Origin of the sequence: Glycomyces algeriensis, from assembly GCF_027622855.1 — a bacterium.
GTDB classification, from domain to species: Bacteria; Actinomycetota; Actinomycetes; order Mycobacteriales; family Micromonosporaceae; genus Glycomyces; species Glycomyces algeriensis.
Genome location: NZ_JAPZVR010000023.1, coordinates 1 through 20068, shown reverse-complemented (window position 1 = coordinate 20068; position 20068 = coordinate 1). Strand labels below are relative to the sequence as shown.

Annotated in this window: 21 protein-coding genes and 1 pseudogene; 8 read left to right on the top strand and 14 right to left on the bottom strand. The window is 72.0% G+C overall.

Going from position 1 to position 20068, the window contains the following annotated elements; all coding sequences use genetic code 11:
- Positions 1-24: 24 nt before the first annotated feature.
- A complete protein-coding gene (locus tag O2L52_RS23800; RefSeq protein ID WP_270118675.1) occupies positions 25-1548 on the bottom strand; it encodes an aldehyde dehydrogenase (NADP(+)) in 1524 nt (507 codons plus the stop codon).
- 293 nt (positions 1549-1841) lie between these two features.
- On the opposite strand from O2L52_RS23800, the gene O2L52_RS23795 reads away from it, so the two are divergent.
- Genes O2L52_RS23795 through O2L52_RS23785 form a run of 3 tightly spaced genes read left to right on the top strand, consistent with a single transcriptional unit; the run spans position 1842 to position 4498 of the window.
- Complete coding sequence (locus O2L52_RS23795) at positions 1842-2738, top strand: dihydrodipicolinate synthase family protein (protein WP_270118673.1); 897 nt, start codon at positions 1842-1844, stop codon at positions 2736-2738.
- A gap of 11 nt (positions 2739-2749) precedes the next feature.
- A complete protein-coding gene (locus O2L52_RS23790; RefSeq protein ID WP_270118670.1) occupies positions 2750-3751 on the top strand; it encodes a proline racemase family protein in 1002 nt (333 codons plus the stop codon).
- A 54-nt stretch (positions 3752-3805) separates the two neighbouring features.
- The gene (locus O2L52_RS23785) at positions 3806-4498 is read left to right on the top strand and encodes a GntR family transcriptional regulator (RefSeq protein WP_270118669.1); all 693 of its coding nucleotides are present in this window, start codon (positions 3806-3808) and stop codon (positions 4496-4498) included.
- Between the two features lie 66 nt (positions 4499-4564).
- Here O2L52_RS23785 and O2L52_RS23780 read toward each other — a convergent pair whose 3' ends face one another.
- From O2L52_RS23780 to O2L52_RS23760, 5 genes are all read right to left on the bottom strand, one after another.
- On the bottom strand, positions 4565-4858 hold the full coding sequence (locus O2L52_RS23780; RefSeq protein WP_270118668.1) for a hypothetical protein: 294 nt from the start codon (positions 4856-4858) through the stop codon (positions 4565-4567).
- A gap of 111 nt (positions 4859-4969) precedes the next feature.
- Positions 4970-6865: a glycoside hydrolase family 15 protein gene (locus O2L52_RS23775; protein WP_270118667.1), complete on the bottom strand. Its 1896-nt coding sequence runs from the start codon at positions 6863-6865 to the stop codon at positions 4970-4972.
- A gap of 540 nt (positions 6866-7405) precedes the next feature.
- Positions 7406-8500 (bottom strand): NADH:flavin oxidoreductase/NADH oxidase, encoded by a 1095-nt coding sequence (locus O2L52_RS23770; RefSeq protein WP_270118665.1) that lies wholly within the window; start codon positions 8498-8500, stop codon positions 7406-7408.
- Positions 8501-8533: 33 nt separating this feature from the next.
- Entirely contained in the window at positions 8534-9226 is a 693-nt protein-coding gene (locus O2L52_RS23765; RefSeq protein WP_270118662.1) for a type 1 glutamine amidotransferase domain-containing protein, read from the bottom strand.
- A 33-nt stretch (positions 9227-9259) separates the two neighbouring features.
- Positions 9260-10135: an NAD(P)-dependent oxidoreductase gene (locus O2L52_RS23760; protein WP_270118660.1), complete on the bottom strand. Its 876-nt coding sequence runs from the start codon at positions 10133-10135 to the stop codon at positions 9260-9262.
- 112 nt (positions 10136-10247) lie between these two features.
- On the opposite strand from O2L52_RS23760, the gene O2L52_RS23755 reads away from it, so the two are divergent.
- Positions 10248-10748, top strand: a complete 501-nt coding sequence (locus O2L52_RS23755) for a MarR family winged helix-turn-helix transcriptional regulator (RefSeq protein ID WP_373897021.1) — start codon at positions 10248-10250, stop codon at positions 10746-10748.
- 71 nt (positions 10749-10819) lie between these two features.
- Here O2L52_RS23755 and O2L52_RS23750 read toward each other — a convergent pair whose 3' ends face one another.
- Positions 10820-11098, bottom strand: coding sequence for a hypothetical protein (locus O2L52_RS23750; RefSeq protein ID WP_270118656.1), 279 nt, complete (start codon positions 11096-11098; stop codon positions 10820-10822).
- 254 nt (positions 11099-11352) lie between these two features.
- On the opposite strand from O2L52_RS23750, the gene O2L52_RS23745 reads away from it, so the two are divergent.
- Complete coding sequence (locus O2L52_RS23745) at positions 11353-11601, top strand: SCO4848 family membrane protein (protein WP_270118654.1); 249 nt, start codon at positions 11353-11355, stop codon at positions 11599-11601.
- A gap of 119 nt (positions 11602-11720) precedes the next feature.
- Here the strand turns inward: O2L52_RS23745 and O2L52_RS23740 are convergent, their stop codons facing one another.
- The 6 genes from O2L52_RS23740 to O2L52_RS23715 form a co-directional block, all read right to left on the bottom strand.
- The gene (locus O2L52_RS23740; RefSeq protein WP_270118652.1) at positions 11721-12647 is read right to left on the bottom strand and encodes an aminoglycoside phosphotransferase family protein; all 927 of its coding nucleotides are present in this window, start codon (positions 12645-12647) and stop codon (positions 11721-11723) included.
- A 72-nt stretch (positions 12648-12719) separates the two neighbouring features.
- On the bottom strand, positions 12720-13400 hold the full coding sequence (locus O2L52_RS23735) for an NAD(P)-binding oxidoreductase (protein ID WP_270118650.1): 681 nt from the start codon (positions 13398-13400) through the stop codon (positions 12720-12722).
- Positions 13401-13586: 186 nt separating this feature from the next.
- Complete coding sequence (locus O2L52_RS23730) at positions 13587-14402, bottom strand: HAD family hydrolase (protein ID WP_270118648.1); 816 nt, start codon at positions 14400-14402, stop codon at positions 13587-13589.
- 88 nt (positions 14403-14490) lie between these two features.
- Positions 14491-14730, bottom strand: coding sequence for a LapA family protein (locus O2L52_RS23725; RefSeq protein WP_270118646.1), 240 nt, complete (start codon positions 14728-14730; stop codon positions 14491-14493).
- A gap of 123 nt (positions 14731-14853) precedes the next feature.
- The gene (locus O2L52_RS23720; protein WP_270118643.1) at positions 14854-16182 is read right to left on the bottom strand and encodes a M14 family zinc carboxypeptidase; all 1329 of its coding nucleotides are present in this window, start codon (positions 16180-16182) and stop codon (positions 14854-14856) included.
- A gap of 209 nt (positions 16183-16391) precedes the next feature.
- Positions 16392-17210 carry an HAD family hydrolase gene (locus O2L52_RS23715; RefSeq protein ID WP_270118641.1) on the bottom strand — a complete coding sequence of 273 codons (819 nt, stop codon included), beginning with the start codon at positions 17208-17210 and terminating at the stop codon, positions 16392-16394.
- Positions 17211-17369: 159 nt separating this feature from the next.
- Here O2L52_RS23715 and O2L52_RS23710 point away from each other — a divergent pair, with 159 nt between their 5' ends.
- From O2L52_RS23710 to O2L52_RS23700, 3 genes are all read left to right on the top strand, one after another.
- On the top strand, positions 17370-17945 hold the full coding sequence (locus tag O2L52_RS23710; RefSeq protein ID WP_270118639.1) for a TetR/AcrR family transcriptional regulator: 576 nt from the start codon (positions 17370-17372) through the stop codon (positions 17943-17945).
- 94 nt (positions 17946-18039) lie between these two features.
- The gene (locus O2L52_RS23705) at positions 18040-18828 is read left to right on the top strand and encodes an oxidoreductase (RefSeq protein ID WP_270118637.1); all 789 of its coding nucleotides are present in this window, start codon (positions 18040-18042) and stop codon (positions 18826-18828) included.
- Between the two features lie 257 nt (positions 18829-19085).
- Positions 19086-19649, top strand: a complete 564-nt coding sequence (locus tag O2L52_RS23700; RefSeq protein WP_270118635.1) for a hypothetical protein — start codon at positions 19086-19088, stop codon at positions 19647-19649.
- 287 nt (positions 19650-19936) lie between these two features.
- Here the strand turns inward: O2L52_RS23700 and O2L52_RS25525 are convergent.
- Positions 19937-20068 (bottom strand): annotated as a pseudogene (locus O2L52_RS25525) (methylase); the annotation flags it as partial.

The window sequence follows — 20068 nt, the reverse complement described above, 5'->3', positions numbered from 1 at the left end:
GCCGATCGGTCGGCCGCCTGGCGTTCAGGATTTCGGCGCGGGTTCGAGGACGCCGTCGACGCGGCGCTGGAGGCCCAGCGGGTTGTCGTAGTGGAGCGCCTCGGGCAGCAGCGGTTCGGGCGTGGACTGGTAGGCGACGGGCCGGACGAACCGCGCGATCGCGCCGGTGCCGACCGAGGTGTAGCGGGCATTGAGCGTGGCGGGCCACGGGCCGCCGTGGTGCTGGGCGTGGGTCACGGCCACGCCGGTCGGCCAGCCGTTGACGATGACGCGGCCCGAGCGTTCGGCCAGGAGCGGCAGGGCGGCCTGCGCGACCGGGTCCGCGGAGGTCGCGAGCTGCACCGTCGCGGTGAGGCCGCCCGGCAGTTGCGGCAGGACCCGCTCGAGCTCGGCCGTGTCGGCGTAGGTGAGCACCAGGGCCGTCGGGCCGAAGCACTCGTGCAGCAGCGTGTCGTCGCCGTCGATCGCGGCGGCGGGAGCCGCGATGAGCCCCGGTGTCACCGCGAAGCCGCCACCGGCGGTCGACGGCTCGACCGCGAAGCGCGCCTGCGGATGCGACGCGAGTCCGGCCGCCTCCGCCGCGTAGGCCTCCTGGATGCGGCCGTTGAGCATCGGGTGGACCTCCTTGGCGCGCACGGCGGCCGCCAGCGCCTCGTCGAGGCCGTGGCCCTCAGGAAGGAAGAGCAGGCCCGGCTTCGTGCAGAACTGACCCGCGCCGAGCGTCATGGACGCGACGAACTCCTCCACCAGGCCGCGGCCGCGCTGCGCGACGGCCTCGGGGGTGACGACGACGGGGTTGAGGCTGCCGAGCTCGCCGTAGAACGGGATCGGTTCGGGCCGGCCCGCGGCCTCGTCGGCGAGCGCCCGGCCGCCCGCGATCGATCCGGTGAAGGCTCCGGCTTTGATGTTCGGGTCGCGGATCAGGTCGAGTCCGGCTTGGAAGCCGCTGACGACGGCGAACAGGCGCGGGTCGGCGCCGTGGCGTTCGAGCGCTGCGGCGATGATCTTGCCGAGCAGGACTGCGAGGGCGGGCTGGGAGGCGTGGGCTTTGGCGACGACCGGGCAGCCGGCGGCGAGGGCGGCGGCGGTGTCGGTGCCGGCGACGCCGAAGCCGAGCGGGAAGTTGGAGGCCGCGTAGACCGCGACGGGGCCGAGCGGGGTGTTCCAGCGGCGCAGGTCGGGGCGGGGCGGTGTCGCGCGCGGGGCGGCGTGGTCGATCACGACGTCGAGGACGCCGCCGTGCTCGGCGTAGGCGGCGTACTGCTCGAACTGGCCGGTGGTGCGGGCGAGTTCGCCGCGGAGGCGGGTCTCGCCGAGGCCGGACTCGGCGTCGGCGAGGGCGACGACGGCGTCCTCATGCTCGGTGAGCGCGGCGGCGATGGTGTGCATGATCGCACCGCGTTCGGCGGGGCGCAGCGCGGCGAGGCCGGGTGCGGCGGCGCGGGCGGCGGCCGCGAGGCGGGCGACCTCCTCGGGGGTGGTCTGGGCGATCGGCTCGCCGAACGCTTCCCCGGTGGTCGGGTTGACGCTGCGCAGTGTGTCGGCCATGGGTGATGCGGTCCGTTCGGTCGTCGGTGCGGCGGTGCCCGCGGGCGCGGCCTTCAAGTATGGGAAGTCCGGCGGGCGGGCTTCGGTCGGTGCGCGGGGCTCGGGCGTCAGGATTCGCCCGCTGGTCCGCGGGGTTCACTCCCCGTTGCCCGCGGCCCCCTCGAACCAACTATAGTATGTGACATATTACTGATGCTGAACGGTGAGCGGCCCCTACCGCCGCCTGCCGCTGCCGGACCGCTCCAAGCGGTTTCGGCAGTACCATGTCACACGTCATCGAGATTGGAAGCCCCATGTCGGCACTCGAATCGCGCCCTTGGCGCGGCGTCTTCGTCGCCACCGCCCTGCCGTTCAACGACGACGGATCGGTCGACTTCGCGGCCTTCGACGAGCACTGCGCCTGGCTGGTGGCGAACGGGTGCGACGGCGTCACTCCCAACGGCTCCCTCGGGGAGTACCAGACCCTCACCGAGGCCGAGCGCGCCGAGGTCGTCACCACCGCCGTCGCGGCGGTCGGCGGCGAGCGCGTCATGCCCGGCATCGCCGCCTACGGCGCGGCCGAGGCCCGCCGCTGGGCCGAGCAGGCGCGCGACGCGGGGTGCGGCGCGGTCATGCTCCTGCCGCCCAACGCCTACCGGGCCGACGAGCGCTCGGTGATCGCCCACTACGAGGAGGTCGCCAAGGCCGGCGTGCCGATCGTGGCATACAACAACCCGATCGACACCAAGGTCGACCTCACGCCCGAGCTGCTGGCGAAGCTCCACGCCGAACGCCTCATCCAGGCCGTCAAGGAGTTCTCCGGAGACGTGCGCCGCGCCTACCGCATCGCCGAGCTCGCCCCCGGACTCGACCTGCTCGTGGGCGCCGACGACGTGCTGCTCGAGCTGGCCGTCGCGGGCGCCGTCGGCTGGGTCTCCGGCTACCCCAACGCCCTCCCGAAGTCCACCGTGGAGCTGTACCGGGCGGCCGTCGCGGGCGACCTCACGACCGCCCTCCCGCTGTACCGCCAGCTGCACCCGCTCCTGCGCTGGGACTCCAAGGTCGAGTTCGTGCAGGCCATCAAGCTCTCCATGGACCTCGTCGGCCGCAAGGGCGGCGCCTGCCGCCTCCCCCGCGTCCCGCTCCTGCCCGAGCAGGCCGCCGAGATCCGCACCGCCACCGAGCAGGCCCTCGCGGTCGGGCTCGCGTAAGAGGAGGACCGATGCGCAGCAGGCTGGTGCTCCAGACCGTCGAATCGCACACCGAGGGCATGCCCACGCGGGTCGTCACCGGCGGCGTGGGCGCCGTCCCCGGGGCGACGATGATGGAGCGGCGCAACCACTTGCGCGACCACGACGACCACATCCGCCAGTTCCTGATGAACGAGCCGCGCGGCCACGCGGCGATGAGCGGGGCGATCCTCCAGCCGCCGACCCGGCCGGACGCCGACTGGGGCGTGCTGTTCATCGAGGTCTCCGGGTACCTCCCGATGTGCGGCCACGGCACGATCGGGGTGGCGACAGTGCTGTGTGAGACGGGCATGGTGCCGGTGACCGAGCCGATCACCACCGTCCGGCTCGACACCCCCGCGGGCCTGGTCACTGTGGACGTGCGCGTCGAGGACGGGTCGGCGAAGGCCGTCACGCTCGTCAACGTCCCGGCGTTCTCCGTCGGGCTCGACCGCACCGTCCACCTCAAGGACGGCCGCGAGATCCGCTACGACCTGGCGTTCGGCGGGAACTTCTACGCGTTCGTCGACCTCGACGACCTCGGCCTGCCCTTCGACCGGGCCGCCAAGAACGAGCTCATCGCGGCCGGGCTCGACATCATGGCGGCGGTGAACGCCGAAGCGGAGCCGGTGCACCCGCTCGAGCCGTCCATCAGGGGCCTCCACCACGTGTACCTGACCGCGCCCGGCTCCGACGCAAAGCACTCGCGGCACGCCATGGCGATCCATCCCGGCTGGTTCGACCGGTCCCCTTGCGGCACAGGGACCTCCGCGCGCATGGCCCAGCTCCACGCCCGCGGCCTGCTCGACCTCGACCAGGACTTCGTGAACGAGTCGTTCATCGGATCGCGCTTCACCGGGCGCCTGATCGGCGAGACGGAGGTCGCCGGCATCCCGGCTGTCGTCCCGTCCGTCACGGGCCGGGCGTGGATAACCGGTACCGCCCAGTACACCCTCGACCCCGACGACCCCTTCCCCAGCGGTTTCATCCTCTGAGCCCTCCCGCATACTGTGACGCGCCACGTGTGACATACCACTGAGGAGGTCCTGATGCCAGCTCGAGCCGGAGCCGCGCCAGCCGTCGCGATGTCCCTGCCCGAGATGGGCGGGCGCCGCGCCAGCTACCGGGAGCGCATAGGCGAGGCCCTCCGGGCCGCCGTCATCACCGGTGAACTCGCCCCGGGCAAGGTCTACTCGGTGCCCGCCCTCGCCGAGCAGTTCGGCGTCTCCGCCACCCCGGTGCGCGAGGCGATGCTGGACCTCGTCAAGGAGGAACTGGTCGAACCCGTGCCCAACAAGGGCTTCCGGGTCAAGGTCGTCTCCGAGTCGCAGCTCGACGAGTACACGAAGCTGCGCGAGCTCATCGAGATCCCCACGACCGTGGCGCTCGCTACCACGGCGGACCCCGCCGACATCGAGGCGCTGCGCCCCCTCGCCCAGGCCATCGTCGACGCCGCGGCCGAAGAGGACCTCATCGCCTACGTCGAGGCCGATATGCGCTTCCACCTGGAGATGCTCGCGCTCTCGGGCAACGCGACCCTGGTCGAGACCGTCCGCAACCTCCGCCAGCGCTCGCGCCTGTACGGCCTGACCGCGCTCATGGAGCTGGGCGAGCTCGAGGAGTCGGCCGGCGAGCACATGGAGATCCTGCACGGGCTCCTCACCCGCGACCCCGAGTACGTGCAGCAGGTGATGGAGCTGCACCTCAGCCACGTCAGGGGCTCGTGGGCGCAGCCTTCCTGACCGAGACGGCGCGAAGCGGCCGTGGGCGGAATGCCCACGGCCGCTTCGCTTTCGCCTGCAACCGGATCAGTGGTCGTCCCAGTGGCCGGCGTGGGCGGCGTGGCGGCAGCCGTCGTGGGCGTAGTCGGTGTGGTCGCCGTGGACGACCGCGAGGTGCCCGCAGTCCTTGCCGTGCTCGTGGGCGTGCCCTTCGTGGACGTGGTGGCCCTGCGGCTCGCATTCGTCCACGTGCTCGCCGTGGACCTTGTGCATGTGCCCGTCGTGGGCGTAGTCGGTGTGGTCGCCGTGCGGGACCGCGGTGTGCCCGCAGTCCTTGCCGTGGTGGTGCGCGTGCGCGGCGTGTTCCTTGTGCGCGGCCATGTCGCCGCCTCCTCAGTGTCTCCCCGTGGCGAGCCCGCGCGAAGGCGCGGCTCAACGTCACCGTAGCGTCCCCGCCCGCCCTGTTTGAGGGCTTTTCGCGATCCGGCCGGGTCAGCGGCGTTCGGCGTCGCGGATCGCCAGGGCGGCGTTGATGAGCCCGATGTGGCTGAACGCCTGCGGGAAGTTGCCGAGCATCGCCCCGGAGGCGGTGTCGACCTCTTCGGACAGGAGGCCGAGGTCGTTCGCGCAGGCGGCGGCCACGGCGAAGGCGTCGCGGGCGCGGTCGGGCCGGCCGGTGAGGGCGAGCGCCTGGGCGAGCCAGAACGTGCACATCACGAACGAGCCTTCGGCGCCTTCGAGGCCGTCGGTGCCCGATTCGTAGCGGCGCACCAGGCCGCGCGGGTCGCGCAGCCATTCCGCGATGGCGTCCACCGTCGAGACCAGCCGCGGGTCGTCGCCGGGCAGGAAGCCGACGGCGGCCATGCTGAGGACGGACGCGTCGAGGTCCTCGCCGCCGAAGGCCGCGCAGAACGCTCCGGCGTCGGGGTTCCAGCCGCGGGTCTCGATGGCCTCGCGCACGCGGTCGCGCTCGGCCTCCCAGCGCGGCGCGGCGCCTTCGATGTCGAGCAGGTGCGCGTACTTGACGGCCCGGTCGAGCGCGACCCAGCACATGAGCTTGGAGTACGTGTAGTGCCGGGGCAGGCCGCGCGACTCCCAGATGCCCTGGTCGGGCTGCTCCCACTGGTCGGCGGCGGCGTCGGCGACGTCTGCGAGGAAGTGGCGCGCGGTGTCGTCGAGGCGGCGCAGGTGGCCGCGCAGGTGCCAGGCGGCGTCGAGCAGTTCGCCGTAGACGTCGAGCTGCGGCTGGAGCCAGGCGGCGTTGCCCACCCTGACCGGACGTGAAGCGCGCCAGCCGGAGAGGTGGCCGAGCTCCCGTTCGGAGAGGTCGTGCTCGCCGCCGATGCCGAACATGATCTGCAGCGGCGTCTCGGGCTTGTAGCGGGCGGCGGCGTGCGTCATGAACTCGAAGAACTCGACGGCCTCGCCGTGGCACCCGGCCGCGGCGAGCGCCTGCACCGTGAAGCTGGCGTCGCGCACCCACGCGTAGCGGTAGTCCCAGTTGCGGCCCGCGCCAACGGCCTCGGGCAGCGAGGTGGTGGGCGCGGCGACGATGGCGCCGGTGGGCTGGTAGCGGAGCGCTTCGAGGACGAGGATCGAGCGGAGCACGAGATGCGGCAGGGGGCCGTCCCAGGGCGGGTGGGCGTCGCACCAGTCCTGCCAGCCCTGCACGGTCTCGGTGAGGGACGCGTCGATCGCCTCGGGCGTCCAGGTGGCGGGCGGTTCGTCGGCGAGGCCGGTGGTCTGGGCGGCGAAGCGCAGGCGGTCGCCCGCGCGGAGCCGGAGCCGCGCGGTTGCGCCCTCATGGCCGAACGCGAGGTCGACGGGGCTGGTGAGGACCGTGCGGACGGGCCCGCCGGTGGCGAGCACCCCGCCGGGGACCGCGGTGAGGATGGGGGTGACCAGCCCGTACTCGGGGCGGGGGCGGAAGGTGAAGTCGAGCTCCATCGCTCCGGCGGTGCACTCGATGACGCGGAGGGTCGCGATCGGGGCGTGGGCCGCGAGCAGGAGGCGCCGGTCGGCGTCGTCGTCGGTGGTGTTCGTTTCGGCGCTGCCGGCGGTGCGGGTGGGGCCGAGGGCGAGCGCGTCGGTGAGGTGGACGGTGCCGGTGTCGGTGGTGAAGACGGAGCGGAGGGCGAACGTGTCGCCCACATAGGAGCGCTCGGTGTGGAACTCGGCGGCGGGCCTGATCGACCAGTGGCCGGCGTCGGGGTCGAGGAGGCGGCCGAAGACGGCGGGGCTGTCGAAGCGGGGGCGGCACAGCCAGTCGATGGAGCCTTCAGTGGAGACCAGGGCGGCGCCGTGGCGGTCGGAGAGCAGGGCGTAGTCCTCGATGGGGCGGCTCTGGTCGGTGGTCGCGCCCGTTTCGGCGGTGTCCCGGTGTTCCATGGTGTGCTCCTCGCCTTCGGCGCTGGCGGCATTCTATGGCGCGCAGCAGGAGCCGCGTCGGCTTTCCGGTGGCATATGCCATGCGACATGTGACATACCACCGGCGGTTGGCGAACGAGCGTTCCCACCCCGGCGTGGCTCGTAACAAGCCGGCCGCAGTCCCGACGTGTGGGCCGTCGACGAGAGCCGGATCGTGGACCTGCGCCTGAGCAACCCCAACTGGCTGCTCTACCAGATCGAGGCCTGGGGGGAGGCCGCCCAAGGGGATCGCGATGGATCGCCGGTCGGTTCTCGCAGCGTGTTTACGGCGCGGGCGCGCGATGCCACTTCCAGTGCGGCGTGGGGCGGCGCGGCCCGGCCGGGACTGGGATGGCGGCGCAGTCGGGTCGAGCCCGACGGTGCCGGTCGGCGGCAGCGATGCTCAGCCCGTCCGGTGCGTGCGGACCGTGGCAGCCGCGCGCGGTCGGTCGATCCTTTGCGTTGCAAAGCGCCTGACCGCTGGGTGGCGGCCTCTTCGCGAGCCGCCACCCCGGTCGGGCGTCAGGAGGGTTTGCGGTCGGCGCGGCGGTACTGGCGCGGGAGCGGGTGCGGGTCGCCGAGTTCGTGCGCGGCCTTGCGGGGCCAGTAGGGGTTGCGCAGGAGTTCACGGCCGAGCAGGACGGCGTCGGCGCCGCCGTCAACGAGGATCTTCTCGGCCTGCTGCACCTCGGTGATGATCCCGACCGCGGCGGTCGGGATCCCGGCCTCGCGGCGGATCCGCTCGGCGAACGGCACCTGGTAGCCGGGGCCGGACGCGATCGGGGCGTTCGGAATGTTGCCGCCGGTCGAGACGTCGATCAGGTCGACGCCGTGCTCGCGCAGCAGCGCGGCGAGGCGCACGGTCTGGTCGGCGGTCCAGCCCTCGGGCTCGATCCAGTCGGTCGCCGAGAGCCGGAACAGCACCGGCACCTGCTCCCCCACCGTCGCGCGCACGGCGTCGGCGATCTCCAGCGGCAGGCGGGCGCAGCGCTCGAAGTCGCCGCCGTACGCGTCCTCGCGACGGTTCGAGACCGGGGACAGGAACTCGTGGACGAGGTAGCCGTGCGCGGCGTGCACCTCGATGACCTCGTACCCCGCCTCGAGCGACCGCCGGGCGGCTTCGGCGAAGGCAGTCACGACGCCGCGGATCTCCGCGATGCTCAGCTCGTGCGGCACGGCGTGGTCGTCACTGAACGCGACCGCGCTGGGCGCCACCGTCTCCCAGCCGCCGTGGTCCAGGTCGAGCGAGCCGCCGCCGTGGGCTTCGCTGTCGGTGCTGGCCTTGCGGCCGGCGTGGGCGATCTGGATGCCGGGGACGACCCCCTGGCCGCGCATGAACGCGGTGAGCCGCCGGTGCCCTTCGACCTGGGCGTCGTTCCAGATGCCGAGGTCGTAGGGGCTGATGCGGCCTTCCGGGACGACCGCGGTGGCCTCGACCAGGATTAGGCCGGGGCCACCGGCGGCGCGGGAGCCGTAATGCTGGACATGCCAGTCGTTCGGCACCCCGGTCCCGGATCCGGTGGCATCGGCGCTGTACTGGCACATCGGCGCCATCCAGATCCGGTTCGGCACGGTGGTCCCGCGCAGCGTGATCGGGGTGAACAGGTTGCTGGTCATGATGACTCCCTTGAGGTTTTCGGGCCGGGGGCGCTAGCCGATGCGGGCGTTGAAGGCTTCGGCGAAGGCGGTGGACGACTGCGGGTTCTGGGCGGTGACGAGGTTGCGGTCGACCTGGACGTGAGCGGTGAACGGGTCGGCGGGCGCGAACTCGATCCCGGCGGCCTCGAGCCGGTCCTGGAGCAGCCAGGGAGCCTTGTCGGCGAGGCCTGCAAGGCGCTCTTCGGCATTGGTGAAACCGGTGGCGCGGTAGCCCGCGAAGGCGTTCACGCCGTCAGCGTCGGCGGCGAGGAGCGCCGCGAGGCCGTGGCAGACCAGGCCGACCGGCTTGCCCGCGCGGAGGGCCCCGGCGAGGAGCCGCCCGGCGTCGGCGTCGACCGCCAGGTCCTCCATGGGGCCGTGGCCGCCCGGCGCATACACCGCGTCGAACGCTGCAAGGTCCACAATGGACAGGTCGACGGGCTTGGTGAACTCGTCGGCCGATGCGACCACGGTGCGCAGATGCGCTGCGGTCTCGGCGTCGCCGGCCACCTCGTCGGTGAGGCTCGCCGCGTCGACCGGCGGCACGACGCCGCCGGGGGTGGCCACGGTGACCTGGTGCCCGGCGTGCTTGAACGCCTCGAGCGGGACCACGGCCTCCTCGGCCCAGAAACCGGTGGTGTGCCGGGTGCCGTCGTTCAGGGTCCACTCGTCGGCCCCGGTCATGATGAACAGGATCTTCGCCACGATCGCTTCCTCTCGTTGTCGTTGCGGCGCTTGCTAGTCGGTGAAGCTCGCGAAGTAGGACGCGGCCATGTCCTCACTGCCGTGCCCCTGCGCGGAGGCGCGGCGGAACCGCTCGACCCCGGCCTCACCGAGGTCGAGCCGGACGCCGTTCGCGCGGGCGGCCTCCACGATGAGCCTCGCGTCCTTCTCGGCCGTGTCCAGGCCGAAGCTGGTGTTCGCGGTGTCGCCGCCCAGGATCAGACCGCCCTTGGCATGGGCGTACCCGGCGTCGAGCGGGCCGCCGTCGATGAGCGCGAAGAACCGCTCCGGGTCGACGCCGAGGCCCTTCGCCAGGGCGAGGACCTCCCCGATGCCGTGGGTGAGCACCAGGACCCAGCTGTTGGCGACGAGTTTGAGCCGGGAGGCGGCGCCGTCCGCGCCGTTCTCGCCGAGCCACACGGTCTTCGCGCCGACCGCGTCGAACACGGCGCTCGCGGCGGGGTCGTCGTTCGGTCCGGCGGCGAGCACGGTGAGCTCGCCGGCCTCGGCCGGTTCGCGGGTGCCGAGGACGGGGGCGTCGAAGAACAGGAGGTCGTGGTCGGCCGCGAAGGCGGCCAGCTCGGCGATGCCCTCGACGCCGGCGGTGGTCGACTGGATCCACCGCGTACCGGGGCGCAGGGCGGGGGCGGCCTGGCGCATCACGTCGAGTGCGGCGGGGCCGTCGTGGAGCATGGTCACGATCGCGTCGGCGTCCGCGACGGCCTCGGCGGGCGTGCCGGCGATCCGGACGCCGTCCTCGGCGAGCGGCGCGGCCTTGTCGGGGCTGCGGTTCCAGGCCGTGACCCGGTGCCCGGCGCGGGCGAGGTTGCGGGCCATCGCGGCCCCCATGATGCCGGTGCCCAGGACGCTCACGGTCGGCTTGTCGCTCATCGGTTCTCCAGTCCGCAGGCCCCTGGCGGGCGTGCTCGGTGTCGGAACTGCCGCGACCGATAATACTTGCAGACGCCGACTAATGCAAGCGACGATTATCTTCGAGAGAGTTATGTCGCGATACGCTAGTATCGGTACGAACGGACCGAGCCGGAGGACCATCGTGAGTACAGCAGCGACCCCCAGCACCGCGCTGGCCCAGCACTGGTGCGCCCTCTCCGCACTGCACGACGGCATCGCCGACCACATCGAACGCCGGCTCGAAGCCGCCCACGGGCTTTCCGTGCGCGAGTTCTCACTGCTCACCGTCCTCGACCGGCAGGCGCCGGGCAGGCACCTGCAGATGCGGCAGGTCGCCGAAGCGGTCGTACTGAGCCAGAGCGCGACCACGCGCCTGGTGACCCGCATGGAGGACCGGGGCCTGCTGCAGCGCACCATCTGCGCCGACGACCGGCGCGGGATCTACACCGACGTCACCGAGTCCGGGCGAAAACTGCTCACCGACGCGAAGCCGACGCACGACCGGGCACTGGCGGAGGCGCTCGAAACGGCGCGGAAGAACCCGGAGTTCACGCCGCTCGTCGAAGTCTTGGAGCGCATCGGCACCGAATGAGCGGGGCTCGGAACGCGCTGCCCCGCAAGGGATTCGCGCCGACCCTCGTCACCGGGACCGGGTTCCGGGGCTCAGCCCTTCCAGAACTTCGCGCCGGTGCGGGCCATGGCATCGCGCTGGGCGCGGTTGAGCTGCGTCTCGTAGCGATAGTTGAGCTTGAGGACCGGCGGTTCGGACTCGACGCGGAACACGTTGCCGAGCCAGCGGACCGGATGTCCGTCGACCAGCTCCCACAACTGCACGATCCGGTCGCCCGGGGTGATGGTCATTCTCATGTGGAGGCCGGCGAACTCGAGGTCCTCGGTACGCGCCCAGCCCACGACCTCGGGGTCGGGGTATCCGTCTGGCAATGAGACTTCGTCGTGTCCGCTCATGTCCGGGCCAGCCATTTCTTGCATTGATGACATTCCGGTCTCGATCATCGCAGACCACGGTATGCACGCAAGTGCCGCACAGAGTGACACCGGGTCTGCAATGACCAGGATAGTAGGCGCATCAGGCGGATCGGAAGAGGCATCCGAGGCGACCCGTCCCGGAACGTGACCGGCGACCGGCGCGCCGCGCCCGAAAAGTCCCCCCGCATTCGCGGCCGGATACTGGTGCCATGAAGCTCAGCCGCCCGGTCTCGGTGTTCCTGCTCGCCTTCGGCGTGTGGTCGGTGTTCATCTGGACGACGTTCGTAAAAAACCTGTTCGAGGACGTCAGCGGCCTGGCGTTCGACGCCGCGGGCGAGCCGACGGCCTATTTCTGGGTCCACTTGACACTCGCTGTCACCTCGTTCGGGCTCGGGGTCGCCATCGGATTGATCGGTCTGCGAGGCTTCCTCGCGGACCGCCGCGCGACCCGCGAATGACTCCTCAAGGGAGTATTCGACGACTGGACGACTCGTGCACGAGTCGGAAATCCGACCCGATTCTTTTCACTCGAACGGGCCCCGGCGGCCACTGAGCGTTCAGACAGGCGCCGAAGCGGTCACGCGCGCTCGAGCGCGTCCACGGTCGCGGCCGCGGCGGCGACGTCGCGCTCGCCCTCGGCTTCGGCCAGGTTGTCGATGGCGCGCAGGAGGGCCCAGGCGCGCAGGCGCTCGGGATCGACGCCCAGGCCGTCCGCGACCGCGTGCAGCAGCTCGGCGCCGCTGTGCGGACCGTGGTGCTGCAGCATGAACAGCAGGAAGCCGCCGTCGAAGGCCCGTTCGGCGAGGTACGGCTTCGGGTCGATGACGAGCCACGGTTCGCGCTCCGCCGAGACGATGTTGCCCAGGTGGGTGTCGCGGTTGCCGATGCCCAGTTCAGGCGGGTTCCCGAGCCGGTCGCACAGCTCGAGTGCGAAGTCGAGGCGGGCCGCGGCCGGGCTCTGCCGCGCGTCGCCTTGCGGGTCACCGTATTCGGCCCGCCACAGGTCGAGCATCTCGGTGGCCGCCGGGAGCTCGGGGAAGCCGTCTACGGCGACCACCGGCCGCCACAGCCGCCGGTAGAGGCCGCAGGCGATCCCGATGCGCCGCCACGCCGCCTCCGGGGTGCGGTGCCCGAAGAAGCGCGTCGACTTGAGGCGGTTGCCGGGGACGGCCCGCTCCAGGAGCATCGCTCCCGTCTCCCGGTCGTACTCGTGCAGGTGTACCGCGCCGTCGCCCGCGTACTGCTGCAGCGCGGTCGGTTCGGCGGCGTTCTCCTCATCCCGGTAGATGACCTTGAGCACCGCCTGCTCGCCGGAGTCGCGCCGGACCGGGACCACATAGGAGTGGCTGCCGCCGCCGTAGGGCGGCCCGTCCGTCCGCAGCGACCACAGCCGCTGCAGACGCCAGACCGTCTTGGGAAGGCCGTCGAGCCAGGCCTGGCCGGCATTGCCGTGCCAAGCGAGGACGTCGCGGCGGACGGAGGAGGGAACCACACCGAATCGCATCGGTACAGTATCGAGCAACGCCTTTTGCCGCCGCAATCCGCATACGCATGGGAGGCAAGCAGACAGGCGTGATCAGTCTCCTGAGGCGAGTGCGTCCACCGCTTCGGTGACCGCGGTGTCACCGCCCCGCAGCTCCAGGACCAGCCGCGACACCGCCGGACGGCGCAGGAGCTCGGCCACCACGGCGGCCACATCGGAGCGGGTGACGTCGCCGCGTCCCACCGGCGGCGCGGCGAGGTGCACCTGCCCGGTCGGCTCGTCGTTCGTGAGCGAACCGGGCCGCAGGATGATCCAGTCGAGGTCCCTGGCGCGCAGGTCCTCCTCCGCGGCGGCCTTCGCCTCGATGTACGCCGCCCACACCTCGTCGCGGCCCGGATCGGGCTCCGAATCGGCGCCCATGCTCGAGATCTGCAGGAAGCGGCGCACGCCGGCCCGCTCGGCCGCGTCGGCCAGCAGCACCGCCGCCGCCCGGTCCACGGAATCCTTGCGGACCGCCCCGCTGCCGGGCCCCGCGCCCGCCGCGAAGACCACGGCGTCGACCTCCCCGTACATCTCGGAGGCGAGGAGCCCGCCGAGGTGCTCGGCGTCGGCCTGCTCGAGGTCGAGGACGATGGGGCGCCCGCCGATCGCCGTGAGGTCCTCGGCGTGGTCGGGATTGCGGATGAGGCCGGTGACCGAATGCCCTTCGGCGGCCAGGATCTCGGTGAGGCGCAGCGCGATCTGGCCGTGCCCTCCGGCGATGACGACATGCATACGGCCCAGCCTAACCCCGCTCGCGGCGGCGCGGGCCGCTCTGCGCGGTCCGGTGGGACTACCCGGATCCGCACGGCGATCCGCGATCCGGCCGCCTTGAGCGGGGAGCTCGCCGCGCACTTCGCGACTCACGACGTGTTCTCGTTCGCGAAGGCGGCCGTCTCCCACCGCAGCCGGTAGCCGCGGTCAGGCGGCCTGCAGGTCCAGGAGCGCTTCGATCGCCTTCGCCACGCCGTCGTCGGCGGCGGCTTCAGCACGGTCGGTGGCGGCCGCGACCGCCTCGGCGTGGGCGCCCGCCATCGCGAAGGAGCGGCCCGCCCAGGCGAGCATCGAGACGTCGTTCGGCATGTCGCCGAAGGCGACCACGTCCTCGGCGCCGATGCCGCGCCCGGCGCACCAGGCGGCCAGCGCCTTGCCCTTGGTCGCTTCGGCGGCGGTGCATTCGATCTCGGGGAAGTTGCCCCAGTGCCAGAGGCGGACGCCGGGGGTGTCGATGTGGCGGGTGGCCTCGTGCATGGCGGTGCCGGTGGAGCCGGGGACGCGGACGATGAGTTCGGCGACGGTGTCGGCGTGGGTGAAGAGGTCCTCGCCGGGTTCGAGGACGGTCCAGGGGTCGCCGTAGTGGATGCCCGCCTGCATGTGGATGGAGTTGGCGACCTGGCGCCGGCCGGTCTCGATGGCAAAGAGCGCGCCGGGGAGGGCGTCGCTGAGGCGGGCGCAGAGGTCGCGGGCGGCGGGGAGGGGGATGGGGTGGCGCAGGTCGGCGGTGCGGGTCGCGGTGTCGTACCAGATCGCGCCGGTGCAGCAGATGGCGCCGTCGAGGACGTTCGCGAGTTCGGGGACGCGGTAGACGGCGCGGGGGGCGCGGGCGGTCACGGCGAGGGTGAGGATGCCGTGTTCGCGGGCGGCTTGGAGGGCCTTCTGGTTGCGTTCGGAGAGTCGGCCCTGCGGGTCGAGCAGGGTGCCGTCGAGGTCGGTGGCGATGAGTTTCGGTAGGGGCACCGCATGAGTATCGGGGTCGGGCGGTGGGCGGGGCAACCCGCTTCGCGGTGCGGGCCGGGGCGTCACATGCTCCGGCCCGGGGTGCGGTTCAGGCGCGTTTCTTGGCGGAGCGGCGTCGGAGCAGTGCGCCGACGGCCCATCCGGCGAGGAAGACGACGGTGATCATGATCCACATGGGCGTCTCGACTTTGAAGAGCCAGAGTTTGACGCTCACTGCTTCGGTGTTGGCGAGGATGAACCAGACGGCGAGCGCGATGATCACGCCCGCGACGATGAGTCGGCGGATCGCGTTCCCGCCTTTGGCTCCGGCCGTGTCGTCGGTCGTCATGGCCCGCTCCTCTCCCTGGGGATGATCCGGACAGTATGGACGGTCGGCGGGGCGGTCGGGTGGTTTTCCGGGTCCCGGCGGCGTCGCTCTGTCGCTCGGCCTGTGCCGCCGGGACCCGGGCGGCTAGCCGGCGTAGGGCGCGGCGGCGGCTTGGGCGGCGGTCATGAGCGCGCCCTCGTTCTCGGGCCAGAGGTTGTCGTCGACGCAGGTGAAGGCGGGGAAGAATCCGCCGCAGTTCCCGCTGTCGGGGCCGATCTCGTAGGTGAATGCGGCGACGCCGAGTTCGCCGTAGGCCATGTCGTCGGTGGTGCCGCTGGTGCTGTAGCCGACGGTGTCGTCGTTGGTGCCGACGAAGTAGCCGTTGGACTGGGCCATGGCGGCGCCGAGGGCGCGCAGTCCGGCGTCGTTCGGCGCCGCGTCGCTGGTGTAACCGAACGGGACGATGATGTACTCGCCGTATGAGTGGAGGGTGATGAAGACGTCGCGGGCGTCGTCGGGGGCGGGGTCCTGGGGGCTCTCGCCGCGCTGGTCGGGGTGGAGGGCGCGGAGCCAGTCCTCGACGGCCCGCGTCTCGGGTTCGGATCCGGCCGAGAGTCCCTGGAAGGTCTCGGAGCAGGGGTTGGTGGAGTCGGCGCCCCAGGCGAAGGTGGAGTTGCGGTTGAGGTCGACGCCGAGGCGGTCGCCGCAGTTGCCGCTGGTGTCGTTGGCGTTCTTGCGCTGGAGGATCGGGTCGTCGCCGCCGGAGGCGACGATGTCGACGCCGTCGGGGTTGGCGATGGGGACGACCCAGATCTCGGTGGTGTCCATGAGTTCGGTGACCTGGGCGTCGGTGCCGTAGCCGGCGACGAGCTTCTCGATCCAGCGCCACGCGACTTCGCCGGTGGCGATCTCGCGGGCGTGCATCTGGGCGATGAGGGAGAAGCGGGGCTTGGTCGAGTCAGGGTCGGTCTCGCAGTCGCCGGCGTTGATCTTGGTGAGGCAGACGGCGTAGACGTCGTGTCCGGCAGGGTCGCCCTGGGTCTTGAGCCAGGAGTCGCCGATGTCGTGGAGGGCGGCGAGTTCGGGATTGGCCGCGGCGAGGGCCTGGAGGTCGGCCTCGTAGGTGTCGACGGTGCGGTAGCCGCCGTAGTAGGTGCCCTCCTGCTCGGCGGTGGCGGGGAGTTCCTTGTAGACGGTGTCGAGGAATTCGGGGTCGTAGCCGAGTTCGCGGGCCTGGGCGGCGAGGTCGTCGTCGCCGATGATGTGGGATTCGTCGCCGTGGTCGTGGGCGAGGGTGAAGCCGAGGCCTTCGAGTTCGGCCGCTTCGTCGGCGGTGAGCCGCGGGAGGGTCCAGGTGGCGAGTACGTCGCCGGCGGGTGCAGCGGGATCGGCTTGGGCGGTGAGGGTGGCGGCGCTGGTGGCGGCCACGACGACGCCCAGCGCGACGCTCGCGGTGACGAGCCTTCGCTTCATGTGCTTGTTCCGTTCTCTGCTCGTCCGGCCGAGGGTGTCGACGGGACGAAGGGGCCGTCAAGGGATCTTAATCATACATTTGCTCATCAATTCCTCAAATAGCGAACATATTGGGACACAATAGATTCCACTTGGGAGCACGGCGGAGCCCGCCCGGTCAGGCGGGCAGGGCGGAGCGTCGAAACGGCGTTATCGCTGCATGGCGCCGGTCAGGCGGCGGCCGCGGTGTCGCTGTCGAGGAGGCCCTCGATGATCTGGGCGACGCCGTCCTCGGCGTTCGTGGCGGCGCGGTCGGTCGCGGCGGCGACGGCCTCGGGGTGGGCGTCGCCCATCGCGTAGGAGCGGCCCGCCCAGGCGAGCATCGGCGCGTCGTTCGGCATGTCGCCGAAGGCGACCACCGCGTCGGGCCCGACCCGGCGCTCCTTGCACCAGGTGGCGAGGCCGAAGGCCTTGTCGGCGCCGCGGGCGTTGAGGTCGAGCATCCCGAAGTCGCCCCAGTGGCACATCGCGAGCCCGCCGAGGTCGGCGCCTTCGACCGCGGCGGCCATCTCCTCGCCGGTGCGCTCGCCGCAGTAGACCTTGATCTTCACGGCCCGCTTGGCGCGCTTGAAGACCCCGTCGACATCGTTTGCGAACTCCCAGTTCGAGGAGCCGACCAGGGCCCGGTAGGACTCCTCCCCCACGATCCCGACGCCGGTCTCCACGGCGAACACCGCGTCGGGCAGGCGCTTGGCGATGGCGGCGGCGACCTTGCGGCCCTGGGAGATCCGGATCGACCGCAGGATGCGGATGCGGCCGGTCACGGGGTCGTAGACGATCGCGCCGTTCGCGCAGACCGCGCCGTCGAGGTGCGGCAGGAGGTCGGGGAGCATGTCGACGCCGTACGGGGTGCGGGCGGTGACGGCGACGACGGCGACGCCGTCGGCTCGGGCGGCCGCGAGGGCGTCGCGGGTCCGATCGGACAGGGCGCCGTCCGGGGCGAGGAGGGTGCCGTCCAGATCGGAGGCGATGACGAGGGGTTTGCGCACGGTTCCAGTATCGCCCGGCCCCGCAAGTGCGGCAACTGTACGAAACGGCACGATCACCGCGACCTTCGGACCGGTTGCCCACCAGGGCGTTCACCGTTGCGCGGAGCGAACCGCACCCGTTGTTGACCCCTGGGTCAAGAATGGTGTAGGGTTTCGGACATGGGCAGACCGAAGAACTTCGATCCGGACGTGGCCGTCGCGCAGGCGATGGAGACGTTCTGGACCAAGGGCTACGCGGGGACCTCCCCCGCGGACCTCGCCGAAGCCACCGGCGTCGGCAAAGGCAGCCTGTACCACGCGTTCGGCTCCAAGCGGGAGCTGTTCGGGAAGGCGCTCGACCGGTACGGGGAGGGCGGCTCGGCGATGACCGAGGCCTACCTGAACGAACCGGGCACCGCCAAGGAGCGCATCCGCGCCTACCTGATGCGCCTCATCGAGGTCGACCTGAGTCTCCCCGCCCCCCGCGGCTGCCTCGCGGCCAACACCGCGCTCGAACTGGGCGCCGCGGACCCCGAGGCGATGCGGGCCGTGCGGCGCATGACCGACGAGACCATCCGGCTGTTCACCGAGCGGATCCGCCGGGGCCAGCGCGAGGGCGACGTCGCGAAGGACGTCGACGCCCAGGCGCAGGCGCAGTTCCTGATGAACACCATCGTCGGGCTGCGCGTCATGACCCAGACCCACGACGGTCCGGTGCTGCACCGGATCATCGACACGGCCGTGGCGGGCCTCTGACCGCCGCGCCGGAGCGCAGCGCGCCCTCGTCCGAGGGCGTTTTTCCGGCCCTAATTTTTGACCTCAAGTTCAAGAACTATTGAAAGGCTCTCTCATGGAACTCGGACTCAACGGCAAGACCGCCCTCGTCACCGGCGCCAGCCGCGGCATCGGCCTCGCGATCGCCGAGACCCTCGCCGCCGAAGGCGTCCGCGTCGTCGGCGCCGCCCGCACCGTCACCCCCGAGCTGGAGAAGGTCGCCGCCGCCACGGTCAGCGCCGACCTCTCCACCCGGGAAGGCGCCGAGCGGATCGTCGCTGAGGCGATCAGCACGGTCGGCGGCATCGACCTGCTGGTCAACAACGTCGGCGGCGGCGACGCCGACCGCATGGCGCTCGGCGGCTTCCTCGACATCCCCGTCGAGCAGTGGGAGTCGGTGTTCAACCTCAACCTGTTCAGCGCGGTGTGGACCACGCGGGCGGCGCTGCCGGACCTCATCGGGCGGCGCGGCGCGATCGTGAACGTCTCCTCGGTGAACAAGTACCTCCCGGCGGCCGGCCCGGTCGGCTACAGCGAGGCCAAGGCCGGGCTGACGGCGTTCTCGAAGCGGCTCAGCGAAGAGCTCGCGCCGCAGGGCGTGCGGGTCAACACGGTCTCCCCCGGTGTCATCGGCTCGTCGCTGTGGCGCGACGAGGAGCGGTTCGGCGGCAAGGTCGCGGCGGCGTACGGGATCGCGCACAGCGACTTCCTCGAGGCGATCCCCGGCCAGTTCGGCATCGCCTCGGGCCGCATCGGCGAGCCCGAGGAGGTCGCCGACCTGGTGGCGTTCCTGCTGTCCGACCGGGCGGGGAACATCCACGGCGCCGACCACGTGATCGACGGCGGCACCCTCAAGGCGGCCTAGCGGATCGGCGGGGGGGGGGGGGGGGGGCCCCCCCCCCCCCCCGCCCCCGCGGGCCCCCCCGGGGGGGGGGGGGGGGGGGGGCGGGGCCCCCCCCCCCCCCCCCCGCGTCACACTGGACCCAGCCGTTGCAGGTCCGTGATGTCAAGTTTGGGTAACGACGGTGACCGGTCCCGGTTCCCTGTCGTCACACTGGTAGTGCCGTCGATTCGCACGGCCGCTCTACCCTGGACTGCGACCCTCCGTTGAAGGAGCCCATCATGGCCTACAACCCGCCCCCGCACTACAACCTCGGCGGTCCGAGCGATCCCCAGCAGCCGCAGAGCGCGCCGCCCTCCTACTCGCCGCTGCAACCGCAGCCGTACGACTCCGGGTACGCCCCGCAGGCGCCGGTCCCCGCGCAGACGGCCCCGCCGCCGCAGGGCATCCCGGCGCAGCCCGGGTACGGGACGCAGACGTTCCTGCAACCGCCGCCGCCGACCGCGCCGCGGAAGTCCCCGGCGGTGGTGCTCCTCGCCATCGGCATGGTCGTCGGGTTGGCCGCCGCCGCCGTGTCGATCGCCCTGTGGCTGAGGGCCACCGGCGACCTGGAGGACGCGGAGGCGCGGCTCTCCGACCGCGACGACCAGATCTCCCAGCTGCAGGAGGACCTGGAGGCGGCCCAGGCGCAGGTCGCCGATTTGGAGGGTCCTGCGGCGGAGGCGGAGGCGATGCAGGCGTGCATCGACGACCTCAACGACTACTACAGCTCCGCGGAGGGCTCGGAGGAGGAGACGGCGGCGCTCGACGCCATCGACACCTCCTGCGACGGGTACATCTTCTAGGGGCTGTCCTGTGAATCAGGGGCGGCGGTATCCGAATCGGCTCGTTCGCTCGCTCCACCGATTGACGGCTCGCAAGCGTCACCGAGACTGCGGAAGGCCCTCCCGATACCGGTGTTACATCGGGAGGGCTGACAACGCAGCGAGCGGGCGAACGGGCCGGACAACGACCGGTCTGACCGGACAGGCCCTAGAGCGCGGACGGGGGGGGGGGGGGGGGGGGCGCGGGGGGGGGGGGGGCCCCCCCCGGCGGCCCGCCCCGGGGGGGGGGGGGGGGGGCGGGGGGGGGGGGGGGGGGGGGGGCCCCCCTCCAGGCGTCCGGCGACGGTGAGGCCCGCGCTCGCGATGGCGTCGAGGAGGTCGGTGCGGGTGCGCAGGCCGAGGTGCTCGGCGAGGTCGGAGAGGACGAGCCAGCCCTCGCC